This window comes from Bradyrhizobium sp. IC4060 (assembly GCF_020193715.1).
Lineage (GTDB): Bacteria > Pseudomonadota > Alphaproteobacteria > Rhizobiales > Xanthobacteraceae > Bradyrhizobium > Bradyrhizobium yuanmingense.
The window spans coordinates 814,201-834,398 of the sequence record NZ_JADYVJ010000002.1 but is presented as its reverse complement, the minus strand read 5'-3'; the positions used below and the strand labels follow the sequence as shown (position 1 = coordinate 834,398).

General features: G+C 64.8%; 22 protein-coding genes. 11 read left to right on the top strand and 11 right to left on the bottom strand.

Going from position 1 to position 20,198, the window contains the following annotated elements; genetic code table 11:
• Positions 1-16 precede the first annotated feature (16 nt).
• Positions 17-475: an NUDIX domain-containing protein gene (locus I6F16_RS10820; RefSeq protein ID WP_225173681.1), complete on the top strand. Its 459-nt coding sequence runs from the start codon at positions 17-19 to the stop codon at positions 473-475.
• A gap of 11 nt (positions 476-486) precedes the next feature.
• Here I6F16_RS10820 and I6F16_RS10815 read toward each other — a convergent pair whose 3' ends face one another.
• Positions 487-1,470, bottom strand: coding sequence for a tripartite tricarboxylate transporter substrate binding protein (locus tag I6F16_RS10815; protein WP_225112708.1), 984 nt, complete (start codon positions 1,468-1,470; stop codon positions 487-489).
• 429 nt (positions 1,471-1,899) lie between these two features.
• Between I6F16_RS10815 and I6F16_RS10810 the strand changes: the two genes are divergently transcribed.
• Positions 1,900-2,544 carry a hypothetical protein gene (locus I6F16_RS10810; RefSeq protein WP_225173680.1) on the top strand — a complete coding sequence of 215 codons (645 nt, stop codon included), beginning with the start codon at positions 1,900-1,902 and terminating at the stop codon, positions 2,542-2,544.
• Positions 2,541-2,810, top strand: coding sequence for an HGGxSTG domain-containing protein (locus tag I6F16_RS10805; protein ID WP_036026046.1), 270 nt, complete (start codon positions 2,541-2,543; stop codon positions 2,808-2,810). Before I6F16_RS10810 ends, I6F16_RS10805 begins: the two co-directional genes overlap by 4 nt.
• Before the next feature lie 113 nt (positions 2,811-2,923).
• Here the strand turns inward: I6F16_RS10805 and I6F16_RS10800 are convergent, their stop codons facing one another.
• Together I6F16_RS10800 and I6F16_RS10795 are read right to left on the bottom strand one after the other, a co-directional pair.
• On the bottom strand, positions 2,924-3,106 hold the full coding sequence (locus I6F16_RS10800) for a hypothetical protein (RefSeq protein WP_036037914.1): 183 nt from the start codon (positions 3,104-3,106) through the stop codon (positions 2,924-2,926).
• A 172-nt stretch (positions 3,107-3,278) separates the two neighbouring features.
• Positions 3,279-3,503 carry a hypothetical protein gene (locus tag I6F16_RS10795; RefSeq protein WP_225173679.1) on the bottom strand — a complete coding sequence of 75 codons (225 nt, stop codon included), beginning with the start codon at positions 3,501-3,503 and terminating at the stop codon, positions 3,279-3,281.
• Positions 3,504-3,845: 342 nt separating this feature from the next.
• On the opposite strand from I6F16_RS10795, the gene I6F16_RS10790 reads away from it, so the two are divergent.
• The 5 genes from I6F16_RS10790 to I6F16_RS10770 all read left to right on the top strand — a co-directional run bounded on the left by I6F16_RS10790 (position 3,846) and on the right by I6F16_RS10770 (position 10,450).
• A complete protein-coding gene (locus tag I6F16_RS10790) occupies positions 3,846-5,087 on the top strand; it encodes an MFS transporter (RefSeq protein ID WP_225173678.1) in 1,242 nt (413 codons plus the stop codon).
• Between the two features lie 67 nt (positions 5,088-5,154).
• Positions 5,155-6,348, top strand: coding sequence for a M20/M25/M40 family metallo-hydrolase (locus I6F16_RS10785; RefSeq protein ID WP_225173677.1), 1,194 nt, complete (start codon positions 5,155-5,157; stop codon positions 6,346-6,348).
• Between the two features lie 267 nt (positions 6,349-6,615).
• Entirely contained in the window at positions 6,616-7,818 is a 1,203-nt protein-coding gene (locus I6F16_RS10780) for a hypothetical protein (protein ID WP_225173676.1), read from the top strand.
• 172 nt (positions 7,819-7,990) lie between these two features.
• Complete coding sequence (locus tag I6F16_RS10775) at positions 7,991-9,076, top strand: mandelate racemase/muconate lactonizing enzyme family protein (protein WP_225173675.1); 1,086 nt, start codon at positions 7,991-7,993, stop codon at positions 9,074-9,076.
• Between the two features lie 225 nt (positions 9,077-9,301).
• Positions 9,302-10,450 carry an amidohydrolase gene (locus I6F16_RS10770; protein ID WP_225173726.1) on the top strand — a complete coding sequence of 383 codons (1,149 nt, stop codon included), beginning with the start codon at positions 9,302-9,304 and terminating at the stop codon, positions 10,448-10,450.
• A 1-nt stretch (position 10,451) separates the two neighbouring features.
• On the opposite strand, the gene I6F16_RS10765 is transcribed toward I6F16_RS10770, so the two are convergent.
• Positions 10,452-10,676: a hypothetical protein gene (locus I6F16_RS10765; protein WP_225149985.1), complete on the bottom strand. Its 225-nt coding sequence runs from the start codon at positions 10,674-10,676 to the stop codon at positions 10,452-10,454.
• Between the two features lie 91 nt (positions 10,677-10,767).
• Between I6F16_RS10765 and I6F16_RS10760 the strand changes: the two genes are divergently transcribed.
• Positions 10,768-11,490: a DUF72 domain-containing protein gene (locus I6F16_RS10760; protein ID WP_225173674.1), complete on the top strand. Its 723-nt coding sequence runs from the start codon at positions 10,768-10,770 to the stop codon at positions 11,488-11,490.
• Between the two features lie 2 nt (positions 11,491-11,492).
• On the opposite strand, the gene I6F16_RS10755 is transcribed toward I6F16_RS10760, so the two are convergent.
• Positions 11,493-12,680, bottom strand: coding sequence for a CoA transferase (locus I6F16_RS10755; RefSeq protein ID WP_225173673.1), 1,188 nt, complete (start codon positions 12,678-12,680; stop codon positions 11,493-11,495).
• 183 nt (positions 12,681-12,863) lie between these two features.
• On the opposite strand from I6F16_RS10755, the gene I6F16_RS10750 reads away from it, so the two are divergent.
• Both I6F16_RS10750 and I6F16_RS10745 read left to right on the top strand, forming a co-directional pair.
• Positions 12,864-13,106 carry a hypothetical protein gene (locus I6F16_RS10750; RefSeq protein WP_156446846.1) on the top strand — a complete coding sequence of 81 codons (243 nt, stop codon included), beginning with the start codon at positions 12,864-12,866 and terminating at the stop codon, positions 13,104-13,106.
• Positions 13,107-13,372: 266 nt separating this feature from the next.
• Positions 13,373-14,260, top strand: a complete 888-nt coding sequence (locus I6F16_RS10745; protein WP_109144599.1) for a hypothetical protein — start codon at positions 13,373-13,375, stop codon at positions 14,258-14,260.
• Positions 14,261-14,290: 30 nt separating this feature from the next.
• Here I6F16_RS10745 and I6F16_RS10740 read toward each other — a convergent pair whose 3' ends face one another.
• From I6F16_RS10740 to I6F16_RS10715, 6 genes are read right to left on the bottom strand one after another with little or no spacing between them, the layout of a single operon-like run.
• Positions 14,291-15,340 (bottom strand): LacI family DNA-binding transcriptional regulator, encoded by a 1,050-nt coding sequence (locus tag I6F16_RS10740; RefSeq protein WP_225171684.1) that lies wholly within the window; start codon positions 15,338-15,340, stop codon positions 14,291-14,293.
• On the bottom strand, positions 15,337-15,981 hold the full coding sequence (locus I6F16_RS10735; RefSeq protein WP_036004213.1) for a ThuA domain-containing protein: 645 nt from the start codon (positions 15,979-15,981) through the stop codon (positions 15,337-15,339). Before I6F16_RS10735 ends, I6F16_RS10740 begins: the two co-directional genes overlap by 4 nt.
• 10 nt (positions 15,982-15,991) lie before the next feature.
• A complete protein-coding gene (locus I6F16_RS10730) occupies positions 15,992-17,089 on the bottom strand; it encodes a Gfo/Idh/MocA family oxidoreductase (RefSeq protein WP_225173672.1) in 1,098 nt (365 codons plus the stop codon).
• Between the two features lie 21 nt (positions 17,090-17,110).
• On the bottom strand, positions 17,111-17,956 hold the full coding sequence (locus I6F16_RS10725; RefSeq protein WP_225112726.1) for a carbohydrate ABC transporter permease: 846 nt from the start codon (positions 17,954-17,956) through the stop codon (positions 17,111-17,113).
• Positions 17,949-18,902, bottom strand: a complete 954-nt coding sequence (locus I6F16_RS10720; RefSeq protein WP_225112727.1) for a sugar ABC transporter permease — start codon at positions 18,900-18,902, stop codon at positions 17,949-17,951. The genes I6F16_RS10725 and I6F16_RS10720 overlap by 8 nt, the downstream gene beginning before the upstream one ends.
• 3 nt (positions 18,903-18,905) lie before the next feature.
• Positions 18,906-20,171, bottom strand: a complete 1,266-nt coding sequence (locus I6F16_RS10715; RefSeq protein ID WP_225112728.1) for an extracellular solute-binding protein — start codon at positions 20,169-20,171, stop codon at positions 18,906-18,908.
• Positions 20,172-20,198: the final 27 nt, after the last annotated feature.

The following is a 20,198-nucleotide window of genomic DNA, read 5'->3' as shown; positions in this document are numbered from 1 at the left end:
TTCTGCGGAACCTGCAATGCCATCGAAGAGTGCCGGGATCATCGCCTATCGCAAGCGTGGGAACATCGAGGTGCTCCTGGTCCATCCCGGAGGGCCGTTCTGGCGCAACAAGGATCTCGGCGCATGGTCGATCCCGAAGGGTGAATACACGGACGGAGACGACGCGGAGATCGCGGCGCGAAGTGAGTTCGCCGAGGAGCTGGGACAGGAGCTTTCCATGCCGCTGACCCCGCTGGGCCAGGTCAGGCAGCGCGGGGGCAAGCTCGTCACGGCCTTCGCGGCCGAGCTCGATCTCGACGTGCGCAGCATTCGCAGCAACACGTTCGAGATGGAATGGCCGCCGCGCAGCGGCAAGCGGCAGGCCTTTCCGGAAGTCGACCGCGCCGAATGGTTCACGCTCGACGCGGCGCAGGAGAAGATCAATGCAGGACAGCGTCCGCTGCTCGACCGGCTTAAGCTGCTGATCGGCAGATAGCGCGTCGCGCCCTATTCCGCCTTGATGTTCGCCGCCGCGACCACCTCTGCGAGCTCCTTGGTCTCCTTGGCGATCTTCGCGGCGTAGTCGGCCGGGCTGAGCACGCTGACGACGCCTTGCGCGCCGAGCTTCTCCTCGGCCGAGGGATCCTTGGCGGCGGCGACGATCTCCCGGTGCAGGGTTTCCAGGATCGGCGCGGGTGTTGCCTTGGGCATGAAGAAGCCGACCCAGAACGAGATGTCGAATCCGGGATAGCCGGCTTCCGCCACGGTCGGCACGTCGGGCAGCGCCGGCAGCCGCTCGGCCGAGGACACCGCCAGCGCGCGCAGCTTGCCGGCCTTGACCAGCGGCACGGCGGAGAGCGGATCGAACACCGCCAGCACCTCCTGCGCGAGAATGCCGACCTCGGCGGCCGAGCCGCCGCGATAGGGCACATGGATCAGCTTGATGCCGGCCTTCTGGCTGAGCAGCTCCATGGCGAGATGGGCGAGATTGCCGTTGCCGCCCGAGCCGTAGGCGAGCGCGCCGGGCGCGGCCTTCGCCGCAGCGACGAGATCGGCCACCGACTTGACGTTCGCCGTCTTGGGATTCTCGGGATTGACGACGAGGACGAGCGGCGCCGAGACCACCGTGGTGAGCGACGCAAAGTCGACTTGCGGATCGTAGCGGATGTCCTTGAACAGCGTCTTGTTCAGCGTGATCGTCGACGAGTTGCACGCGAGCATGGTGTAGCCGTCCGCCTCGGCGCGCGCGACGGCTTCGGCCGCGATCATGCCGTTGGCGCCGGCGCGGTTCTCGACCACGAAGGGCTGGCCGAGCTTGTTGCTCAAGCGGTCGCCAATGATGCGCGCGACGACGTCGACCGGGCCGCCGGCACTGAAGCCGACCATGATCTTGACCGGCCGCGACGGATATTTCTGCGCGAGAGCCTCTGTCGCCGGCGCCAAGGCGCATAGAGCTGCGATGACTGCCAGCAGGCGGGCGGTTCGTTGCATTCGTTCTCTCCCAGACCTCTTGGCGTCGCTTGTGCATGCTTGTTGGTGCGACGCCGTAGAAGTCATGAATAGCGGCCGTGCCGGATTTCGCAATCGCGTTTGAGCGCCGGCATTCCGCCGCACGGCACGTGCGTGCCGCTTCCAATACAAAAGTGCGAAAACAACCCCATGCACAGTAGACCGCCCCTTTCAGAACAAAGGCTTGCGCAGGGCCGAGGAAATTTTTCGGATTTACGAAATAAATTCTGTCGCGTCGGGCAAAACAGTGCCATAATGCCATCATCGCAACAGTCGCGAGCGTCACGGCCTGCCGGTCCGGACCCGTGCCGACGCGGTTGCGTCTAAACCCTTCATCGACATTCCGAAATCCGCATTCGCGCGCAGCGGCGAACGGCCGTTCGCGCTTGCGCGCTCAAAGGACACATGCCCATGACGACAGCTCTCGAACGCCACATCCCCTCGCCGCTCGCGGCATCCGATCGCAGCGTCCCCGCCGCGACCCCGCGCGTAAAACTCTACAAGCGGCGCATTGCAATCCGCCATCCCGACCCACAGGCCGGCGAGCGGCTGCTGGCCGAGGCGCTCGGCGCCGCCGACCGCGACGCGATGCACGGCATATTGAGGCAATTGGTCAAGGCCAGCGTGGTCGGGCAGAAGCCGGATGAGGCCAATCTCGCCTTCATGATCTCGACCATCAGGAGCATCGCGCCGAAGGATTCCATCGAGGCCTTGCTGGTCTCCCCGATGGTGTCGGTGCACATGGCGGCGATGCGCTGTGCCTGCCGTCTCGCCTGCACCGACGATCTGACGCAGCAGGAGGGCATCGCCCGCGCCTTGACCCGGCTCTCCCGCACCTTCGCCGCCCAGGTCGAAGCGCTGAACCGCCACCGCAACAGCGACGAGCGCGCGATCACGGTGCAGAATTTGTCGGTGCAGGACGGCGGACGGGCGATCGTGGGCAACGTCACGCAGCATGCCAGCATGATCGTTGCGGAGGCTGGCGCAATGGAGACGACTTCGAATGCAGAAACGGGCGCAGGCCGCGAGGTCCATACGAGTGGCGCCTGCGTATGACCGGCGATCACATCCGTCATACCGATGCAATGCAGTCGAGCCCGCGCTGCGGGGCGCAGACGCGCCGCGGTCTCGCGTGCCGCGCGCCAGCCGTGCACGGCAAGCGCCGCTGCCGCATGCATGGCGGCGCGCCAAGATCGGGCGCTCCGAAGGGCAACCGGAATGCATATCAACATGGAATGTGCACACCGGACGCCCGCGCCGAGCGACACCGGATGAAGGCCTTGCTGGAGGACGCTTGGAAGCTGCTGATCGAGTTGAAATAGATTGCGGCCCAGGAGCGACGCGGATGACGCCATTCCGGCGCGAGACATGACCTCAAGAAAACGAAGCTCTGATGGAGCCTTAAGCCAAAAAGCTCGGTGCCGCAGCCATACAACTAGGGCCGTGTATTTGCCGGAGCCACAGGGACAATCTGCAGCCCAGCTGCGTTCAGCGCTTCAGTGATTTGCTTGGCCAGCAGCTTGGCTTCCTCAGTGCCGATTTGAGCGTCGGGAAGCCGCTCGAAGAACGCACAAAGCGTCGTCGCTATGATGGTATTGACCTGGTGCGCATCAACCATTTGCTGCACGCGACATTAAGAATGACTTCACCGGCGCGGCGGTCGCCTGCCGGGCCGTGGCGGGTCATCGCAAGCCGAAGAACGAAAGAATGACGGCGATCACAACGATGAGCCCTATGAGGTAGATCAGACTGTTCATCGCAATTCTCCTTTCCCACGTGATGGGTTGGATTCATTCGAGGGTCGTCGCTGCGTCCCTGGCACTACCTTGCTGAACGGCCAGCTTTTCGAGCTCCACTTCCTTCTCGATGGCCGCCAGAGAGTTGCCGATCTTGTCGACGATCCTGACCAGATCGGCATTGGAGATGCGAAGCCGCCTGCGGACCGACTTGACCTGCTCGGCGCTCGCAAGATCGAGCGTTGTGCGGATGGGCCGTGGTGGTCTCGAGGACAGCATGATCAGGTCTCCCTAACCTAGGTAAGAGAGACGATGTCTCCTTTGTTCCTACGTCCGCCACGGAAGCTCCCAAGAGCGAAGATGATGCAACCGTCGCGCGCACCGCGGAGACACCCACAACACTTTATCCCCGCGGCGCAACGCCATGACCCCCTACCAGCTGAGTGCCGTCTCGAAGGTGGTGCGTTGCAATGCGGCTAGCCTCTCGGCAATGTCATTGCTCGAGAGGTCGAGTATCAGTCCGAGGTCACATTCCGGCATGAGGGGGGCGCGCTGCCGCCATTGGCACCCGCCCCCTCAATCCTGTAACCCACCCTAAAACCTTCTCGGGACGGGACGCTCATGACCAATGCCGACGACGACGCGGGCACCGCCACCCGCGCGCTGATCTTCGCGCTGGTCGCGCTCGCCTGCGGCCACATGCTGTCGACCCTGCTGCGCACCATCCCGGCGGTGAGCCTCGATTTGATGGCGGCGGATTTCCACATCGAGCCGCAGGCGCTGGCGAGCCTCACGTCGGTCTACCACTTTGCCTTTGCAGCCTCGCAGATCCCGGTCGGCGCGGCGATGGACCGGTTCGGCGTGCGGCCGGTGTCGCTCGCCCTGCTGGCGGGAACCGTGTTCGGCGCGATGGCCTCGGGGTTTGCGACGGGGCCCGAGAGCTTCGCCGTCGGGCAACTGCTGCTCGGCGTCGCCACCTCGGGCATGCTGATGTGCCCGATGACGCTCGCAGCCAAGCAATTGTCGGCGGCGCGATTCGGATTGTGGTCGGGCGCCATCCTCTCGATCGGCAACATCGGCATGCTGCTGTCGGCGAGCCCGCTCGCTTTCGTGATCGATACTTACGGCTGGCGCGCCGGGTTCTGGATCTCCGCAATCGGCGGCATCCTCGTCGCGCTGGCGGTGTTCGTACTGGTGCCGCACCAGCCGGCCGAGCACAAGGACGAGTCCTCGCCGCTGTCGCAGATGATCGATGTGGTCAGGCTCGGCCTGTCACGGCCGCTGCGCGGCGTGATCGCGCTGGCGATGGTGTCGCTGGCGAGCACGCTGGTGCTGCGCGGCCTGTGGGGAGGACCCTGGCTGATGGAGATCAAGGGCCTGACGCGGATCGAGGCCGGCAACCAGCTCGGCGCGTTCACGCTGGCGATGATCGCAGGCCCGCTGCTCGTCGGCATGATCGACCGCAGGCTCGGCCGCCGCCGCGAGCTGGTCGCCGGCACGCATGCGATCGCGGCGCTACTGCTCGCGCTGATGGCGCTGGGAGCGCCGCACTTCGCCGTTGCATGGCTGTTCGGCGTGAACGTCATGCCGCCCTCCTACGATCTGGCATTGTTCGTGCTCATCGGGCTATTCACCTCGGCGCAGCCGCTGCTGTTCGGCATGTCCAGGCAACTGGTCGATGCGCAGGTCGCCGGCAAGGCGCTTGCGGCCGTCAATCTCGCCTTCTTTCTCGGCACTGCGCTGATGCAATCCGTCACCGGCGCGGTGGCCGCGCTCGCGGGGCTGCCGGCGGTGCTGCTGTTCATGGCGGCGGCGCTGGCGCTCGGCGTGCTGATTTTCTTGATCTACACGCAGCGCGTCTGAGCCCCTTGCGAAATGCGGAAGTGCAGGAGATGCTGCGCCGCCATCCGCATCAAGGGAATTCGAGTCCATGCCCGTCGACACCAAAGCCGCCACCGATCGTCTCATGCGCTTCCTCACTGTCGAGGGCGTCACCGGACAGGAGGCGGCGATCGGGCGGGAGCTCACGGCTGCGCTGAAGGAGAGCGGCGTGCCGGCCAAGGCGATCCGGCTCGACGACGCCAACACGCGCATTCCAGTGCCGACCGAGACCGGCAACCTCATCGTCGACCTGCCCGGCCGCGGCGCGCTGCACAACCATCCACGCATCATGTTCATGACCCACATGGACACGGTGCCGCTGTGCGCCGGTGCGAAGCCAAAGCTGTCCGGGCGCAAGATCGTCAACGACGCCAGGACCGCGCTCGGCGGCGACAATCGCTGCGGCTGCGGCGTACTGGTGACGCTGGCCGCCGAGCTCGAAAAGCAGAAGCTCGATCATCCGCCGATCACGCTGTTGTTCTGCGTACGCGAGGAGAGCGGTCTCTATGGCGCGCGCCACGTCAAGCTCGACGAGCTCGGCAAGCCGGTGATGGCGTTCAACTATGACGGCGGCTCGGCCTCCAATGTCGTGATCGGGGCCGTCGGCGCCGACCGCTGGACCGTCGAGATCTTCGGCCGCGCCTCGCATGCCGGCGTCGCACCGGAGCGCGGCATCTCATCGACCATGATCATGGCGCTGGCGCTTGCGGACGTGAAGGCCGGCGGCTGGTTCGGCAAGGTCGTGAAGGGCAAGAGGCAAGGCACCAGCAATGTCGGCCCGGTCACCGGCGGCGAAGGCCGCCCCGCGGGCGATGCCACCAACGTCGTCACCGACTACGTGCATGTGCGCGGCGAGAGCCGCAGCCATGATGGAAAATTCTTCAAGGAGATCACCAAGGCCTACAAGGCCGCGTTCGAGAAGGCGGCCAAGAAGGTCACCAACGCGCAAGGCAAGTCCGGCAAGGTCAAGTTCAAGGCCGAGACCGACTATTATCCGTTCCGCATGAAGGAGAACCTGCCGGTGGTCAAACGCGCGATCGAGGCGGTGTCTGCGGTGGGGGGAAGCCCGAACGTGCGGGCCGCCAATGGCGGCCTGGATGCCAACTGGATGGTCCGCCACGGCGTTCCGACCGTCACCTTCGGTGCCGGCCAGAACGAGGCACACACGGTCGACGAATGGATCAATCTCGACGAATACGACCGCGCCTGCGCGCTGGCGGTGCAGCTGGCGACGATGCGGTGAGATGGCAAACGGCACGTCATCGCGCTTCAACACGGCTCTGATCTAACGGGTCGATCGCGGCTTCCGTGAAGTCCGCGCCTGTCCCGTGCTGCCATCGATGGCGAGCACCGTCACGCGGTTCCTCGGCCGCAATCAAACCGAGTCAGGAGCAAACCTCCGCCATCAACTCCAAGTAGATTCAGATCCAAGCGTGACCGCAGTGCGTCTCGCCGAGACCTCCGCTGTTTTCAGAGTCACGCGACTGACATGAAATGGGAGTGATGCGCCATGCGCGCGATGCCGAACGACACCCTGATCCTCACCTTTCCGGACTTCAGCCAAACCGCGACCATCGTCGGAGATCCCAACTTCCCGATCGACGGCTGGGGCGGGAACGACACGGTGACGGCAACCATCCTCAACACGGACGTGTTCGTTACGCTGATCGGCGAAGACACGGTCATGCAGGGCAATTCCCACGGCGGCAACGACACGCTCACGGCGAAGGTGGATTATCCCTTTAGCGGCGCCACCATTATGGGCGACGCCGAGACCATGTTGGGCAATGCTGCAGGCGGCAGCGACACGCTCACCGCCGACGCCGGCGGCAATTTCCGCTCCAACATCTCCATTTACGGAGATGCCGGAGGCGACATGTCGGGCAACACGCAAGGCGGCAATGACACGCTGACAGGCGTGACCGGTGGGCGCGCCTTCGAGAACGTGTTCAGCGGCGATGCCGGGGGATCCATGAGCGACAACGCGCATGGCGGCAAGGACACGCTGAACGTATTCGAATATGCATACGAAAGCACGGCGACCCTCAGTGGGGATGCCATCGGTGCCATGACCGGCAATACAATCGGTGGCAACGACGACCTCACGCTCGGCATCAGCAGCGGCATGGCGATCGGAGGTGGAACGCTGGCCGGCGATTCGCTCACGTCATTGACCGACAATGCCCAGGGTGGCAACGATACCCTGACCTTCGTGACGAATGGCGGCGAGCCGCCGCCGGCCGTCTACGGCTCCCAGCTGATTGGCGACGCCATGAACATGTCCGGCAGTGCGCGTGGCGGCAATGACATCCTCAATGGCGGAGAGTTCACTGATCATCTCTACGGCGATGCGCGGACTTATGCGCCATCTACCCCTGGCTCTATCACCGGCGGCACGGACACGCTGAACGGCGGCGCGGGTAATGATCAGCTGTGGGGCGGACCGAACAACGATGTTTTCGTCTTCACGGCCGGCTCCGGCAACGACGTCATCAACGACTTCAATCAAGGCAACATCGCGGTCGGCAGCACCGCGGGGGAACTCGACGTGATCAACCTGCACGACTACGGTTTTGCCGACTGGGCGACCCTGTCCGGCCTCATCAGCGATGACAGCTCGGGCAATGCGGTGATTCAGCTCACTGCCAATGACACCATCACCCTGAGCGGAGTGCATGCGGCTTCGCTGGAGGCGACTGACTTCATAGTCTAGCGTAAGGTGGGTTAGCCCCGCGGATTGCGCGAAGCGCAAACCGCTAGGCGTAACCCACCACTGTTCGTATCCGCAGAGACAGAAGAGGTGGGTTACGCCAGCGGACTGCGCTTCGCGCATCCGCTAGCTAACCCACCCTACGAAGAAGAAGAACCAAAGACAGGGAGGCACCATGCCGCGCATCGCAAACATCGAGACCGGGCTCTACCGGATCCCCCTCCCCATCACCCTGTCGGACTCCACGCATGGCGACATGACGGCGTTCGAGCTGCTCACCTGCCGCATCCGCGATGCCGATGGCGCCGAGGGCGTCGGCTACACCTATACGGTCGGGCGCAACGGCGGGGCTGTGGCCGACATTCTCAAGCGCGAGATCCCGCCGCTGGTCGAAGGGCGCGAGGCCGACGACACCGAGGCGATCTGGCATCATGTCTGGTGGGGGCTGCATTATGGCGGGCGCGGCGGGCCGGCGGTGCTGGCGCTCTCGGCACTCGACATCGCGCTGTGGGATCTCAAGGCGCGGCGCGGCAAGCTGCCGCTGTACCGCCTGCTCGGCGGCTTCGATGCGCACGTGCCGTGCTACGCCGGCGGCATCGACCTCGATCTCTCCGTCGATGCGCTGCTCAAGCAGACCGATGGCAACCTCGCCAAGGGATTTCGCGCCATCAAGATGAAGGTCGGCCGGCCCGACCTCAAGTCCGATGTCGCGCGCATCTCCGCGATGCGGCAGCATCTCGGCGACGGCTTTCCGTTGATGGCGGATGCCAACATGAAATGGACGGTCGAGGAGGCGATCCGGGCCGCGCGCGCTTTCGTTCCTTTCGACCTCACCTGGCTGGAGGAGCCGATCATCCCCGACGACGTCGCCGGCCATCTGCGTATCATGCAGGCCGGCGGCGTGCCGATCGCGGCGGGCGAGAATCTGCGCTCGCTGTGGGAGTTCAAGAACTACATCGCCAGTGGTGCGGTGTCCTATCCCGAGCCCGACGTCACCAATTGCGGCGGCGTTTCCGCCTTCATGAAGATCGCGCGGCTGGCGGAAGCGTTCAACCTGCCCGTCACCAGCCACGGCGCGCACGACATCACCGTGCATCTGCTCGCGGCCTGCCCGAACCGCTCCTATTTGGAGGCGCACGGCTTCGGGCTCGACAAGTATATCGAGCATCCGCTGGTGCTGAAGGACGGGCTGGCGCTGGCGCCGGACAGGCCCGGGCATGGGATCGGGTTTGACTGGAAGGGGCTGGCGAAGCTGGCGTAACACCCATTGCTCGTCATTCCGGGGCGCGACGAAGTCGCGAACCCGGAATCTGTTGGGCCGCGGAGCTCGCTGCACGATGGATTCCGGGTTCGCGCCAAGAGGCGCGCCCCGGAATGACGGAAAAAGCGCACATTGCTGCACGCGAGGCATTCCAAGGCGCAGGGTGCATGGCGGTGATAATCCTTTATGCTGACGGCAACCGACACCTTGCGAAAGACCCCTGCCTTGTCCCCCGAACTGCACCAGAAACTGACCGTGTGGCGCCGGCATCTGCATGCCCACCCGGAGCTGTCGCTCCAGGAGAAGGAGACGGCCGCCTTCGTGCAGGACAAGCTCACCGAGCTCGGCATTCCCTTCGAGGCTGGAATCGGCGGCCACGGCATCGTCGCGACCTTGAGGCGCGGCCATGCGCAGAGGCGGGTCGGCCTGCGCGCCGACATGGATGCGCTGCCGATCACCGAGGATACCGGCCTGCCCTATGCTTCAAAGACATCCGGCGTGATGCATGCGTGCGGCCATGACGGCCATACCGCCGCGCTGCTGGGCGCTGCGGCGCTGCTCGCCACTGATACCGATTGGAGCGGCACGGTCGATTTCATCTTCCAGCCGGCCGAGGAAGGCTTTGGCGGTTCGCGGGCGATGGTCGCGGCCGGGCTGTTCGACCGCTTTCCGATGGAGCGGATATTCGGCTTCCACAACTGGCCGGGCCTTGCCGCCGGCACCATCGCCGTGCACGACGGCGTCGTCATGGCCTCCGGCGGGCGCATCACCATCACGATCGAGGGCCACGCCGGGCACGCCGGCATGCCGCATCTGACGCGCGATCCCGTGGTGGCGGCCGGGCACCTCATCGTCGCGCTGCAAGCGGTCACCTCGCGCGGCGTCGATCCGCTCGACACCGCCGTGCTGTCGCTCTGCACGATCGAAGGCGGCACCGCGCCGAACCAGATCGCCGGACGCGTCACCATCCGCGGCACGCTGCGCTATCACCGCGAAGCGGTCAAGGACGTCATCCTCGACGGCATCACGCGTACCTGCGCCGGGATCGCGACCAGCTTCGGCGTCAAGGTCACGCCCGAGATCGTCTGGGGTGTCGGCGTCGTGATCAACACGCCTGATGAGGCCGACCTCGCGCGCATCGCCGCGGAGAAGGTCCAGGCGCCGGTGCGGCGCGATCTCGCGCCCAGCATGGCCGGCGAGGATTTTGCCCATTATCTGCAGCAGCGGCCCGGCGCCTTCGTCTGGATCGGCAATGGCGAGTTGCGCGACGGCGCCGAGCTGCACGGCCCGCGCTACGATTTCAACGATGCGATCCTGCCCGTGGCATCAAGCTGGATGGCGGAAGTGGCCAAGGCGGCGCTGGCGACGAACTGACTTAGGAGATCTCGCGCGGCAGCTTCCAATCGGGCCGCGGCGCGAACGTCTCCTCCGTCTCTTCGATGCGCTCGACGTGATAGCCGGCCGGCAGAATGTGGCCGCCCTCCTCGTCCGCAATGGGGACGTCCGTGACGAGGCCCTCGATCAAGGCAGCTTCCCACACTTCCTTCTCGGTCGGAAAGGGATTACCGATCTGCTTGTCGCCTTCGAACAGCGCGTACATCGGTTCCGGTCCTCACCGTTGATGCTCACGAGAAACGTATCGGCCGCACGGACGTTCCCTCTGGCAAATGGCAACGGATGGTACGTGAAACATGGCGCGCGTTCTGATCGGAACTTCGGGCTGGCACTACGCCTCCTGGCGCGGCCCGTTCTTCCCCGAGGGCGTGACGCTGAAGCAGCAGCTCAGCTACTATGCCGGGCAGTTCGACACCACGGAGCTGAACGGGGTGTTCTACCGTACGCCGACGCTGGAGGCGGTGACGGGATGGCGGGAGCAGACCGGCCGCGATTTCGTGTTCGCCTGGAAGGCGTCGAAATTCATCACGCATTGGAAGCGCCTGTCGGAGCGCTCCGTCAACAGCCTCGAGCTGCTGGAGGACCGCATCTCCAGGCTCGGCGGCAAGGCCGGCCCGATCCTGTTCCAGCTGCCGCCGCAATTCGAGGCGAATGCGGACCGGCTCGCCTCGTTCTTCAAGCTGCTGTCGCGAAAGCGGCGTTACAGTTTCGAATTCCGCCATCCGAGCTGGTATCAGCCGCGCATCCTGCGCATGCTGGCGGAGGAGAACATCTCGCTGTGCCTGTCCGATCATCACGACGCGCCGGCGCCGTGGAAGCGCACAGCGGATTTCGTCTATGTGCGCGGACACGGGCCAAGCGGGCGCTATCACGGGCACTATACCAAGGCCACGCTGGCGCAATGGGCCAAGCGCATCAAGTCGTGGAAGCGGCAGGGCTGCGACGTCTACGTCTATTTCGACAACGACCAGAAGAGCGCAGCACCGGCCGATGCCAAGGCGCTGAAGCAGCTGCTGTGACGCTAGATGACACCGCTCTGCCGAAGCGCCGCGATCTCGTCCGCATCATAGCCGAGCTCGGCGAGAACGCGGTCGGTGTGCTCGCCGAGTGTCGGCGGGCGGCTTGCGATCTCGCCCGGCGTTTCCGACAGCCGCACCGCGGCGCGGGCAACCGGGGCCTGCTTCGGCAGGCCGGGATAGTCGACGTCTTGCATGAAGCCGGCGGCGCGGATGTGCGGATGGTCCAGCGCCTGTTGCGGCGAGAGCACGGGACCGGTCGGGATCATCGCCTCGCCCAGCGTGTCGACGGCCTCCTGCGTGGTGCGCTCGGCGCACCAGCGCGCCATCCGCTCGCTGATGATGCGGCCGTTATTGCCGCGGCTGATGTCGTCGGCAAAGCGCGGATCGTTCAGCCACACATCCTCCTCGCCCATCAGCCGCGCCCAGCGCTTGAACAACGGATGACCGGTGACCTGGCAGAGCACCCAGCCGTCTTTGGTCCGGTAGATGTCGGCGGGCGCCGCGGTCTGGCCGAGATTGCCGGTCGGCACGCGGTTGACGTCGATGACGGCCTGCTCGATCAGCGTGGCATTGGTGAAGGACAAAGCGGTTGCGAGCAGCGCGCCCTCGACGATCTGTCCCCGCCCGGATTTGCCGCGCTCGATCAGCGCGGCGAGCGTGCCGAACGCGCAGTGCAGCGCGGTGCCGAAATCGACCCAGTTCACCGCGGCGCGGTACGGCGGATCTCCGGTGCCGGTCATGTACACCGAGCCCGACATCACCTGGCCGACGCCGTCGAAGCCGACGCGGTCAGACCACGGGCCAGGCCCGCCGAACGCGGTCGCCGTGGTCAGGATGATGTCCGGCTTGATCTCTTTCAGCGAGTCGTAATCGAGCTTCATCGCGCGCAGGGTCTGCGGCGGCAGATTGGCGACCACGACGTCCGCGGTCGCGATCAGGCGGCGCATCACCTCCTGGCCTTCCGCCTTCATTGGATCGAGTGTGATGCCCTTCTTGTTGCGGTTGATCTGGAGGAACAGCGCGCCCTCGCCGCCTTCGCCCACCGGCGCGACGAACCGATCCTCGCTGCCGTCGCGCTTCTCGACCCGGATGACCTCGGCCCCGAACTCGGCCAGCAAGGTCGCGCAATAGGGCCCGGCGATATAGCGCCCGAAATCGAGCACGCGCACGCCCTCCAAGACTCCTCCCATCGGCTTCTTCCCTGTTGTTCCAAGGAGATTACAGGGACTGGCTGCCACGGCAAGATCAAGACAGGCATGGGCCGGCCCTCATGTATGACGGCGCGGATTCAGGTCTTGCGACAAAGGAGCAGGCGCCAGGAACGATTCGAGCATCGGAGGCTTGGTTTTTTTAGTCCAAACAAGGAGAACCCGATGAAAAAACTAGCGACGATTGCGACTGCTGCTGCGTTGGCTGTGACTTCCACGATTGCTTTGGCCCAAGGTGGCGGCGGCGCCGGGAGCGCGGGCGTTGATCGGACCAATAACAGCATGGCGAATGACGCTGGCAAGGGCGGCCCCAAGACGACGACCGGCGCCGGCAAGACGTCCGGCAGCAAAGTCAAAAGCTCCACCGATCACGGAGAAAAGACCGGGGAAAAACTGCGGGGCCAATAACGGGCAATCCGCAGAAGAAGAGACCGCTCCAGGGCGGCCTCCTCCGATGTGCTTCCGATCACGGTTAGGTGACGACGCGGGAGGAGTATCCCTCCAAAGAACTAGCCGCCGAAAGGCGGCTAGTTCTTGACCTTGTATTTTTCTTATTTCTTCAGGGCGTCAGCCGCACCTCGCATCGCATGGCACGGGGCCGGCGAAAGCATTCGACGGCCGGAATCTATGCTTTAAGATGCACGCGTTTATCCCCCAGCGAGAAGCGCACAACGATGCCGCAGCAATTCGATCGATCCACAGAAGATCTCGGCAACGCCATCCATTTCGAGCACGTCAACATCCAGGTCCCGGACCAGCGCCTCGCCACGCTGTTCTACGTCGCCGGGCTCGGGCTCACCCGCGATCCCTATCTGATGGTGTCCGACACCAACATGTGGATCAATGCCGGGCGGAGCCAGTTTCATCTGCCGAGCGGCCGGCCGCAGGTGCTGCGCGGACATATTGGCCTCGTCATCGAAGGCCGCGAGGCGCTGCTGGCGCGGCTTGCAACGGTCGCGAAGAAACTCGAGGGCACCGCGTTCGCATTCACCGAGCATAACGACCATGTCGAGGCGGTCTGCCCCTGGGGTAACCGTTTGCGCTGCTACGAGCCCGACGCCGCGCGGTTCGGCCGGATCGCGCTCGGCATTCCCTATGTCGAGTTCGACGTGCCTATGGGATCGGCAGCCGGCATCTGCGCCTTCTACCCTGAAGTCATGGGCATGCCCGCGAGCTTGCGGAACGGCGATGGCACTGTGGCCGCCGTGAAGACGGGCCGCAACCAGCATCTGCTGTTTCGCGAGACCGACCGGCCGCAAGCCGACTATGACGGTCACCACGTGCAGATGTACATCACGGACTTCTCCGGCCCCTACCGCAAGCTGCTTGCGCGCAAGCTGATCTCGCGCGAGGACAATCAATACCAGTACCGGTTCTGCGACATCGTCGACCTCGACAGCGGCAAGAAGCTGTTCACGGTCGAGCACGAGGTTCGCTCAGTGACCCATCCGATGTTCATGCGTCCGATGGTCAATCGCAATCCGGCGCTCAACAACCGCAACTACGCCTTCGGCCACGACGAGTCGGCTTGGGCGATGGGGCCGGATCAGTACGAGGGGTAGTCCTCGCGCGGCGCTTCCGTGCGCTTCACGCTACGGCAAATTATCCCGCAGGAAGATGTCGATGCGGATGCGCTCCTGGTCGGGGCTGATCGGCTCGCCCGAACAATGCGCGAGCAGGACTCGCGCCGCAGACCGCGCCTCATGGCCGGCATCCTGGTTGATGACGGCGTCGAGCGTGCCGCGCACCAGGAACCGCCTGGTGTGCTCGGTCAGCTCATGGGTGATCCAGACCACCTCGCGCGCGCGGCCCGAGGCCTCGAGCGCATCGGCGATGCCGCGGTTTCCGGCGCCGCAGCAATAGATGCCGCGGAGATCGGCATGGCGGGCGAGCAGCGCGGCCGTGAGGTCCCGGGTGCGGTCACTGTCGTCGCGCCCCTCGATGACAGGCAGTGCGGACAGGCTCGCATACTCGCTCGACAGGATCTGGTGGAAGCCGAACTGCCGTTCGGTGTGGTCGCGCAGCGACAACGATCCCGCAATCACGGCGACGGTGCCCTCGCCCCCGGCGAGGAAGCGCCCCATCAGCGTGGCGGCGGTGCGGCCCGCGGCCGGATTGTCGATCCCGACATAATGCACCCGGGACGAGCTCGGCGCGTCCGACACCAGGGTGACCACGGCAACCCCGCGCGCGACGAGCTCGTCGATCGCGGCGCGCACCCGGGGATGATCGAGCGCGATGACGGCGACGCCCTGATAGGCCGGCGAGAGGTTCTCCAGCGCACGGGCAAGGACATCGGGGTCGAACACGTCGACATGGTGGATGTCGATGAAGCCGCGATGGCCGGCGAGCCAGTCCGCGGTGCGCGCGACCTGCTCGCTGAGGTTGGTCATGAAGCTGTTGCTGCCGGTCGGCAGCACGAAAGCGAAGCGGAAGGTCTGCCCGCGGGCGAGCCGCGCCGCGGCAACATCGGCGCGATAGCCGAGCTTTGCCACGGCGGCCTCGACGCGCGCGACGGTCTTGGCGCGGACACCCTCGCGCCGGTTGACGACGCGATCGACGGTGGCGAGCGAAACGCCCGCCGCGCGCGCGACGTCCTCGAGCGTGGCCCGAAGCACCGGCTGGGTCGCGCCTTCAGTCATTCGCGCGCGGCCCATAGCATGCCGCGGGTCATCAACGTCCGGATCTCCGGCACGTCAAGCTCGTAGGCGCGGTGGCCCAGCGAGGAATAGAATACCCTCCCGGCGCCATAGCGCTTCTTCCACACCACCGGCATCACCACGCCCTCGATCCAGGGCGCGTGCTCACCGGTGAAGGTCGTCGTTGCCAGGACCTCGATGGCGGGATCGACATGCATGTAATATTGCTCAGACCGATGCTCGAAGCTCTTCAGACCCGTCATGATCGGATCGTCCGGCTTCGTCAAGTCGACCTTGTAGTCGATGATGTTGCCGGGATGGGCGACCCACTGCCCGCCGCACAGGAATTGGTAATCGACCGATTCGCGGAAAGCATCGCACATGCCGCCATGGTGGCCGGCAAGCCCGACGCCGCTGCGCACCGCATCGCAGAGGTTGAGCGCTTCCGCCTTCTCGATCTTCGACATCGTGTAGATCGGTATGATCAGCGACAGATCGTGGATCGCGGGATCGGCAAAGGCTGCCGTCGTGGTTTCGATCCGCACCTCGAAGCCTTCCGCCTTCAGCCAGCCGCGGATCATCGACGCGCAGAGATCGGGATCGTGTCCCGGCCAGCCGCCCCATACAATCATTGCCTTGCGCATGGTCATACCCTCAATCGATCTGTCCGGTTTCGCGTCCCGCCGGCAGCATCGCCGGCCGCTCGACGCGGCTCTCGATCTTGACGCGGCGGCCCTCGTCGGCGGAAGTCTGGAACGCCTCCATCACCTCCAGCACGTGGAGGGCGAGCGCGCCGCTGGCGCGATGCGGCCGGTCGTTCAGGATCGCGCCAGCCATGTCGGCGACGCCGATCGAGCGGAACTCGCCCTCGACGTGGCCGTGCGTCAGCGGCATCGCCTCCCATTCGCCGCCGGTCTTCGCCACCTGCACCTCGCCGCCGAAGCGATTTGGATCCGGCACCAGCATGCTGCCCTTGTCGCCGTAGATCTCGATCGGCGCATGCCGATGTTTCGGCACGTCGAAGCTCATCGTGATCGACACGACTGCGCCGCTCTCGAACTCCAGCGTTCCCGTGACATGGGTCGGGACCTCGACCGGAATCAGCGCGCCGTTCATCGGCTGGCTGGTGACGAGGCGCTCGGTCTTCGGGCGCGCGGTCGAGCCCATCACGCTGGCGACCGGGCCGAGCAATTGCACGAGGTCGGTGATGTAGTACGGCCCCATGTCGAGCATCGGCCCGCCGCCGCGCAGGTAATAGAAGCCGGGCGCCGGGTGCCAGCGCTCGTGGCCGGGGCAGCCGAAGAAAACGCTGCCCGCGACGGGCGTGCCGATCGCGCCGTCGTCGATCAGCTTGCGCGCGGTCTGATGGCCGCCGCCAAGGAACGTGTCGGGCGCGCAGCCGACGCGCAGGTTCTTCTGCGCGGCAAGCTCCATGACCTTGCGCGCCTCAGTGACATTGATGCCGAGCGGCTTCTCCGAATGGACGTGCTTGCCGGCGTTCAGCACCGCCAAACTGACATCGGTGTGGGCGAGCGGCACCGTGAGATTGACGATTATTTCGACATCGCCGCGCTTCAACAATTGGTCGACCCGCATCCCAGGCAAGCCGAAGGCCGCGCCCTGGCGCTCCGCAATCTCGCTGCGCATGTCGGCGAGCGCCCTGACCTCCATGACCGGAAAGCGCTGAGCCGCCTTGAGATAGGCGGTGCTGATCACCCCGCAGCCGATGATTCCGATGCCGACTTTTCTCATGTTATCTCCTCAGAATACGGCTCATCCCTTGACCGCGCCCGCGGTGAGGCCGGCCACGATGTGCTTCTGCGCCAGCAGGAACAGAATGATCGTGGGCAGGATGGTGAGTGTGATGAAGGCCAGGATCAGGTGCCATTCGGACGAGTATTCGCCCTGGTAGACCATGATGCCGAGCGGCCAGGGATACAGCGCGTCGGTGTTCAGCATCACCAGCGGCAGCAGATAGGCGTTCCAGCTGTTGACGAAGGTGATGGTGCCGACGGTCGCCAGGATCGGCCGCGACAAGGGCAGCGTCACGTAGCGGAAGAACTTGATGTAGCTGCAGCCGTCGACCAGCGCGGCCTCGAGCAGCTCATATGGAATGTCCTTGAAGAAGCGGCGCAGCAGCAGCACGCTCATGGCGAGGCTGAACGCCACCTGCGGCAGCGCGACGCCGAAATAGGTATCGAGCAGGCCGAGATCCCGCACCTTGATGAACAGAGGCAGCACGGCGGTCGCGGCGGGGAACAGCAGGCCCAGCGTCAGATAGCTGAGCAGCATCGATGAGCCGAAGAACCTGACATGGGCGAAGGTGAACGCGGCCATCGAAGCCGTGATCAGGGTCAGCGCCACCGCCAGCGTCGAGATAACAAGCGAATTGCGCAGCAGCTGCCAGTAGCGCGCCGAGAACAGGATGTCGGCGTAGTTCTGCCATTCCCATTGTGCGGGCAGGCCGAATGGATTGACACGGAGCTCGCCGAGCGACTTGAAGCCGCCGAGCAAGGTCGCGAGCAGCGGCACCAGGACGAAGATCGCGACCATGCCGAGGAACAGCGCCTTGAACAGCGCTGCGGGATCGAATGTGTGTCTAGCCCCGACACTATTCATCGCGCATGAACCATCGCTTGTAAGTGAAGGCAAAGGTCACGCAGATCGCGAACAGGATGACGCCGATGGCGCTGCCATAGCCGACCCGCATGCGCGAGATGCCGTTGTTATAGAGAAAGCTCACCAACGTGTTCGAGGAATCCGCCGGTCCGCCGCGCGTCAGCGGCATGACGAGATCGAACAGCTGCAGGGATCCGATGATGGCGAAGAACACCGACAGGCGGATGGTCGGATAGAGCAAGGGGATCACGACGTGACGCAGCGTCTGCGTCCGCGTCGCGCCGTCGATGCGGGCGGCCTCGACCAGGTTCTTGTCGAGGCTCTGGAGCGCGGCGATGAACAGCATCATGTGGAAGCCGAAATACTTCCAGACCACCACGATCAGGACCGCCAGCATCGCCGTGTCGGTCGAGGCCAACAGATGCGGAGGCTCGGCGCCGAACGTGCGCCAGATCGAGGCGACGAGGCCGTAGTCGCCGTCATAGACGAAGCTGAAGATCAGCCCGGTTGCGATCTCGGCGAGGATATAGGGCATGAAGAACAGCATGCGCAGCGCCACGGCGCCGCGAAAGCGTTCGGCCAGGATGAGGGCGAGCGTGAGCGCAAGCGGCAGCTGGACGGCGAGCGAAACGGCGATGATCAGCCCGTTGTTGCGCAGCGCGAGCCAGAAGGCCCGCGTCTCCAGCACGAAGCGGTAATTGTCGAAGCCGATCCAGTTCGTCGGCCTGCCGAACCCGTTCCAGTTGAAGGCGGAGTACCAGGCGGCCTCGCCGATCGGCAGCACCACGAACAGCGTGAAAAGCAGCAGCGCGGGCGGCAGGAACAGGATCAGGACCGTGAAGCGGCCATCCCAGCCTGGGCCACGAACCGCGCCACGAATCCCGACCTGGGGGGCCGCCTCACCGGCAACGCCGATCGGCGACGACATCGCGATCCGTCGCGCCACCGGTCAGTTACCCTGCTTGTACGCCGCTTCGATGGCTTTCGCTGCGTTCTGCGGGCTCATGCTGCCGCCGGCGATCTCGGCCGTGACGTCGTTGACGACGCGGCCGACCGACGGGCCAAGGCTCTGGTCATAGAAGTTCTGGTGATAGTTGGACTTGGCCAGGTTGGCCGCGATCTGCTTCATGAAGGCGCTGTTGAGACCGGCCTCGCCGCCCTTGACGACGGGAACGATGAAGTTGCCGGCGGCAAGCCGCGCCTGCACGTCCTTGGAGATAAAGAATTTCAGGAAGTCGGTGGCTTCCTTGGGCGCCCCCTTGGTGATCAACCAGCCGGTGATGCCGCCGAGCGTGTCTGACGGCTCGCCCTTGCCGCCGGGTACGACCGGAAAATCGAACCAGCCAAGCTTGTCGTCGCCGAGACCAACCTTGTCGGCGGCAAGCGCGCGCTGGGTGTGATAGAAGGACGAGATGGCCAGGATCATCGCGGCCTTGCCGTCGCCGAAATAGCCGACGGCCTGCGGATTCTTGAAGCCGAGGAAGCCGTTCTGGAAGGGCTGCAGATCGACCAGCTGCTTGAACAGCTCACCTGATTTCTGGAAGGTCTCGCCGGCGAACCCGCCATTCTCGCCCTTCAGTGCTGCATCGAAGCCCGGCTTGCCGCCGATGCGCACTGCGAGATGCGTCCAGTAAAAATGCAGCGGCCATTTATCGGCACCGCCAACCACAATCGGCGTCACGCCCGCGGCCCTCAGCGTTTTCACTGCGCCGAGCAGATCGTCCCATGTCTTGATCTTGCTCGCGTCGACATTACCCTTGGCCATCAAGTCCTTGTTGTAGAGGAAGCCGACCTGCGAGAGCGCGGTCGGCAGGCCATAGACCTTGCCGTTGCTGGTGAAAGCCGCGAGCGCTGCCGGTGCGATCGTGTCGCTGTAGCCGCCGCTTTTCACGGAATCGGTGATGTCTGCCAGGACGTCGGCCTCGATCTGGGTCTTCAGCACTCCGCCGGCCCAGCTATAGATGATGTGCGGCCGATCCTTCGATTGCAGGATGGTCGGCAGCTTGGCCTTGTAGGCCTCGTTCTCGAGGAACTGCATCTCGACCTTCACACCTGGGTGCGACGCCTCATAGCTGCGTGCGACCTCCTCCCAGATCTTCACCTGGGCCGGATTGACCTCGATGTGCAGCCATTTGACCGTGGTGTCGGCTGACGCGGAACTGGCCCAAAGCAGGCATGCGGCAGCGGCGAGTCCCAGTTTCCCGAGCAATCTCATCACATCCTCCCGACCGTCTTTTATTCT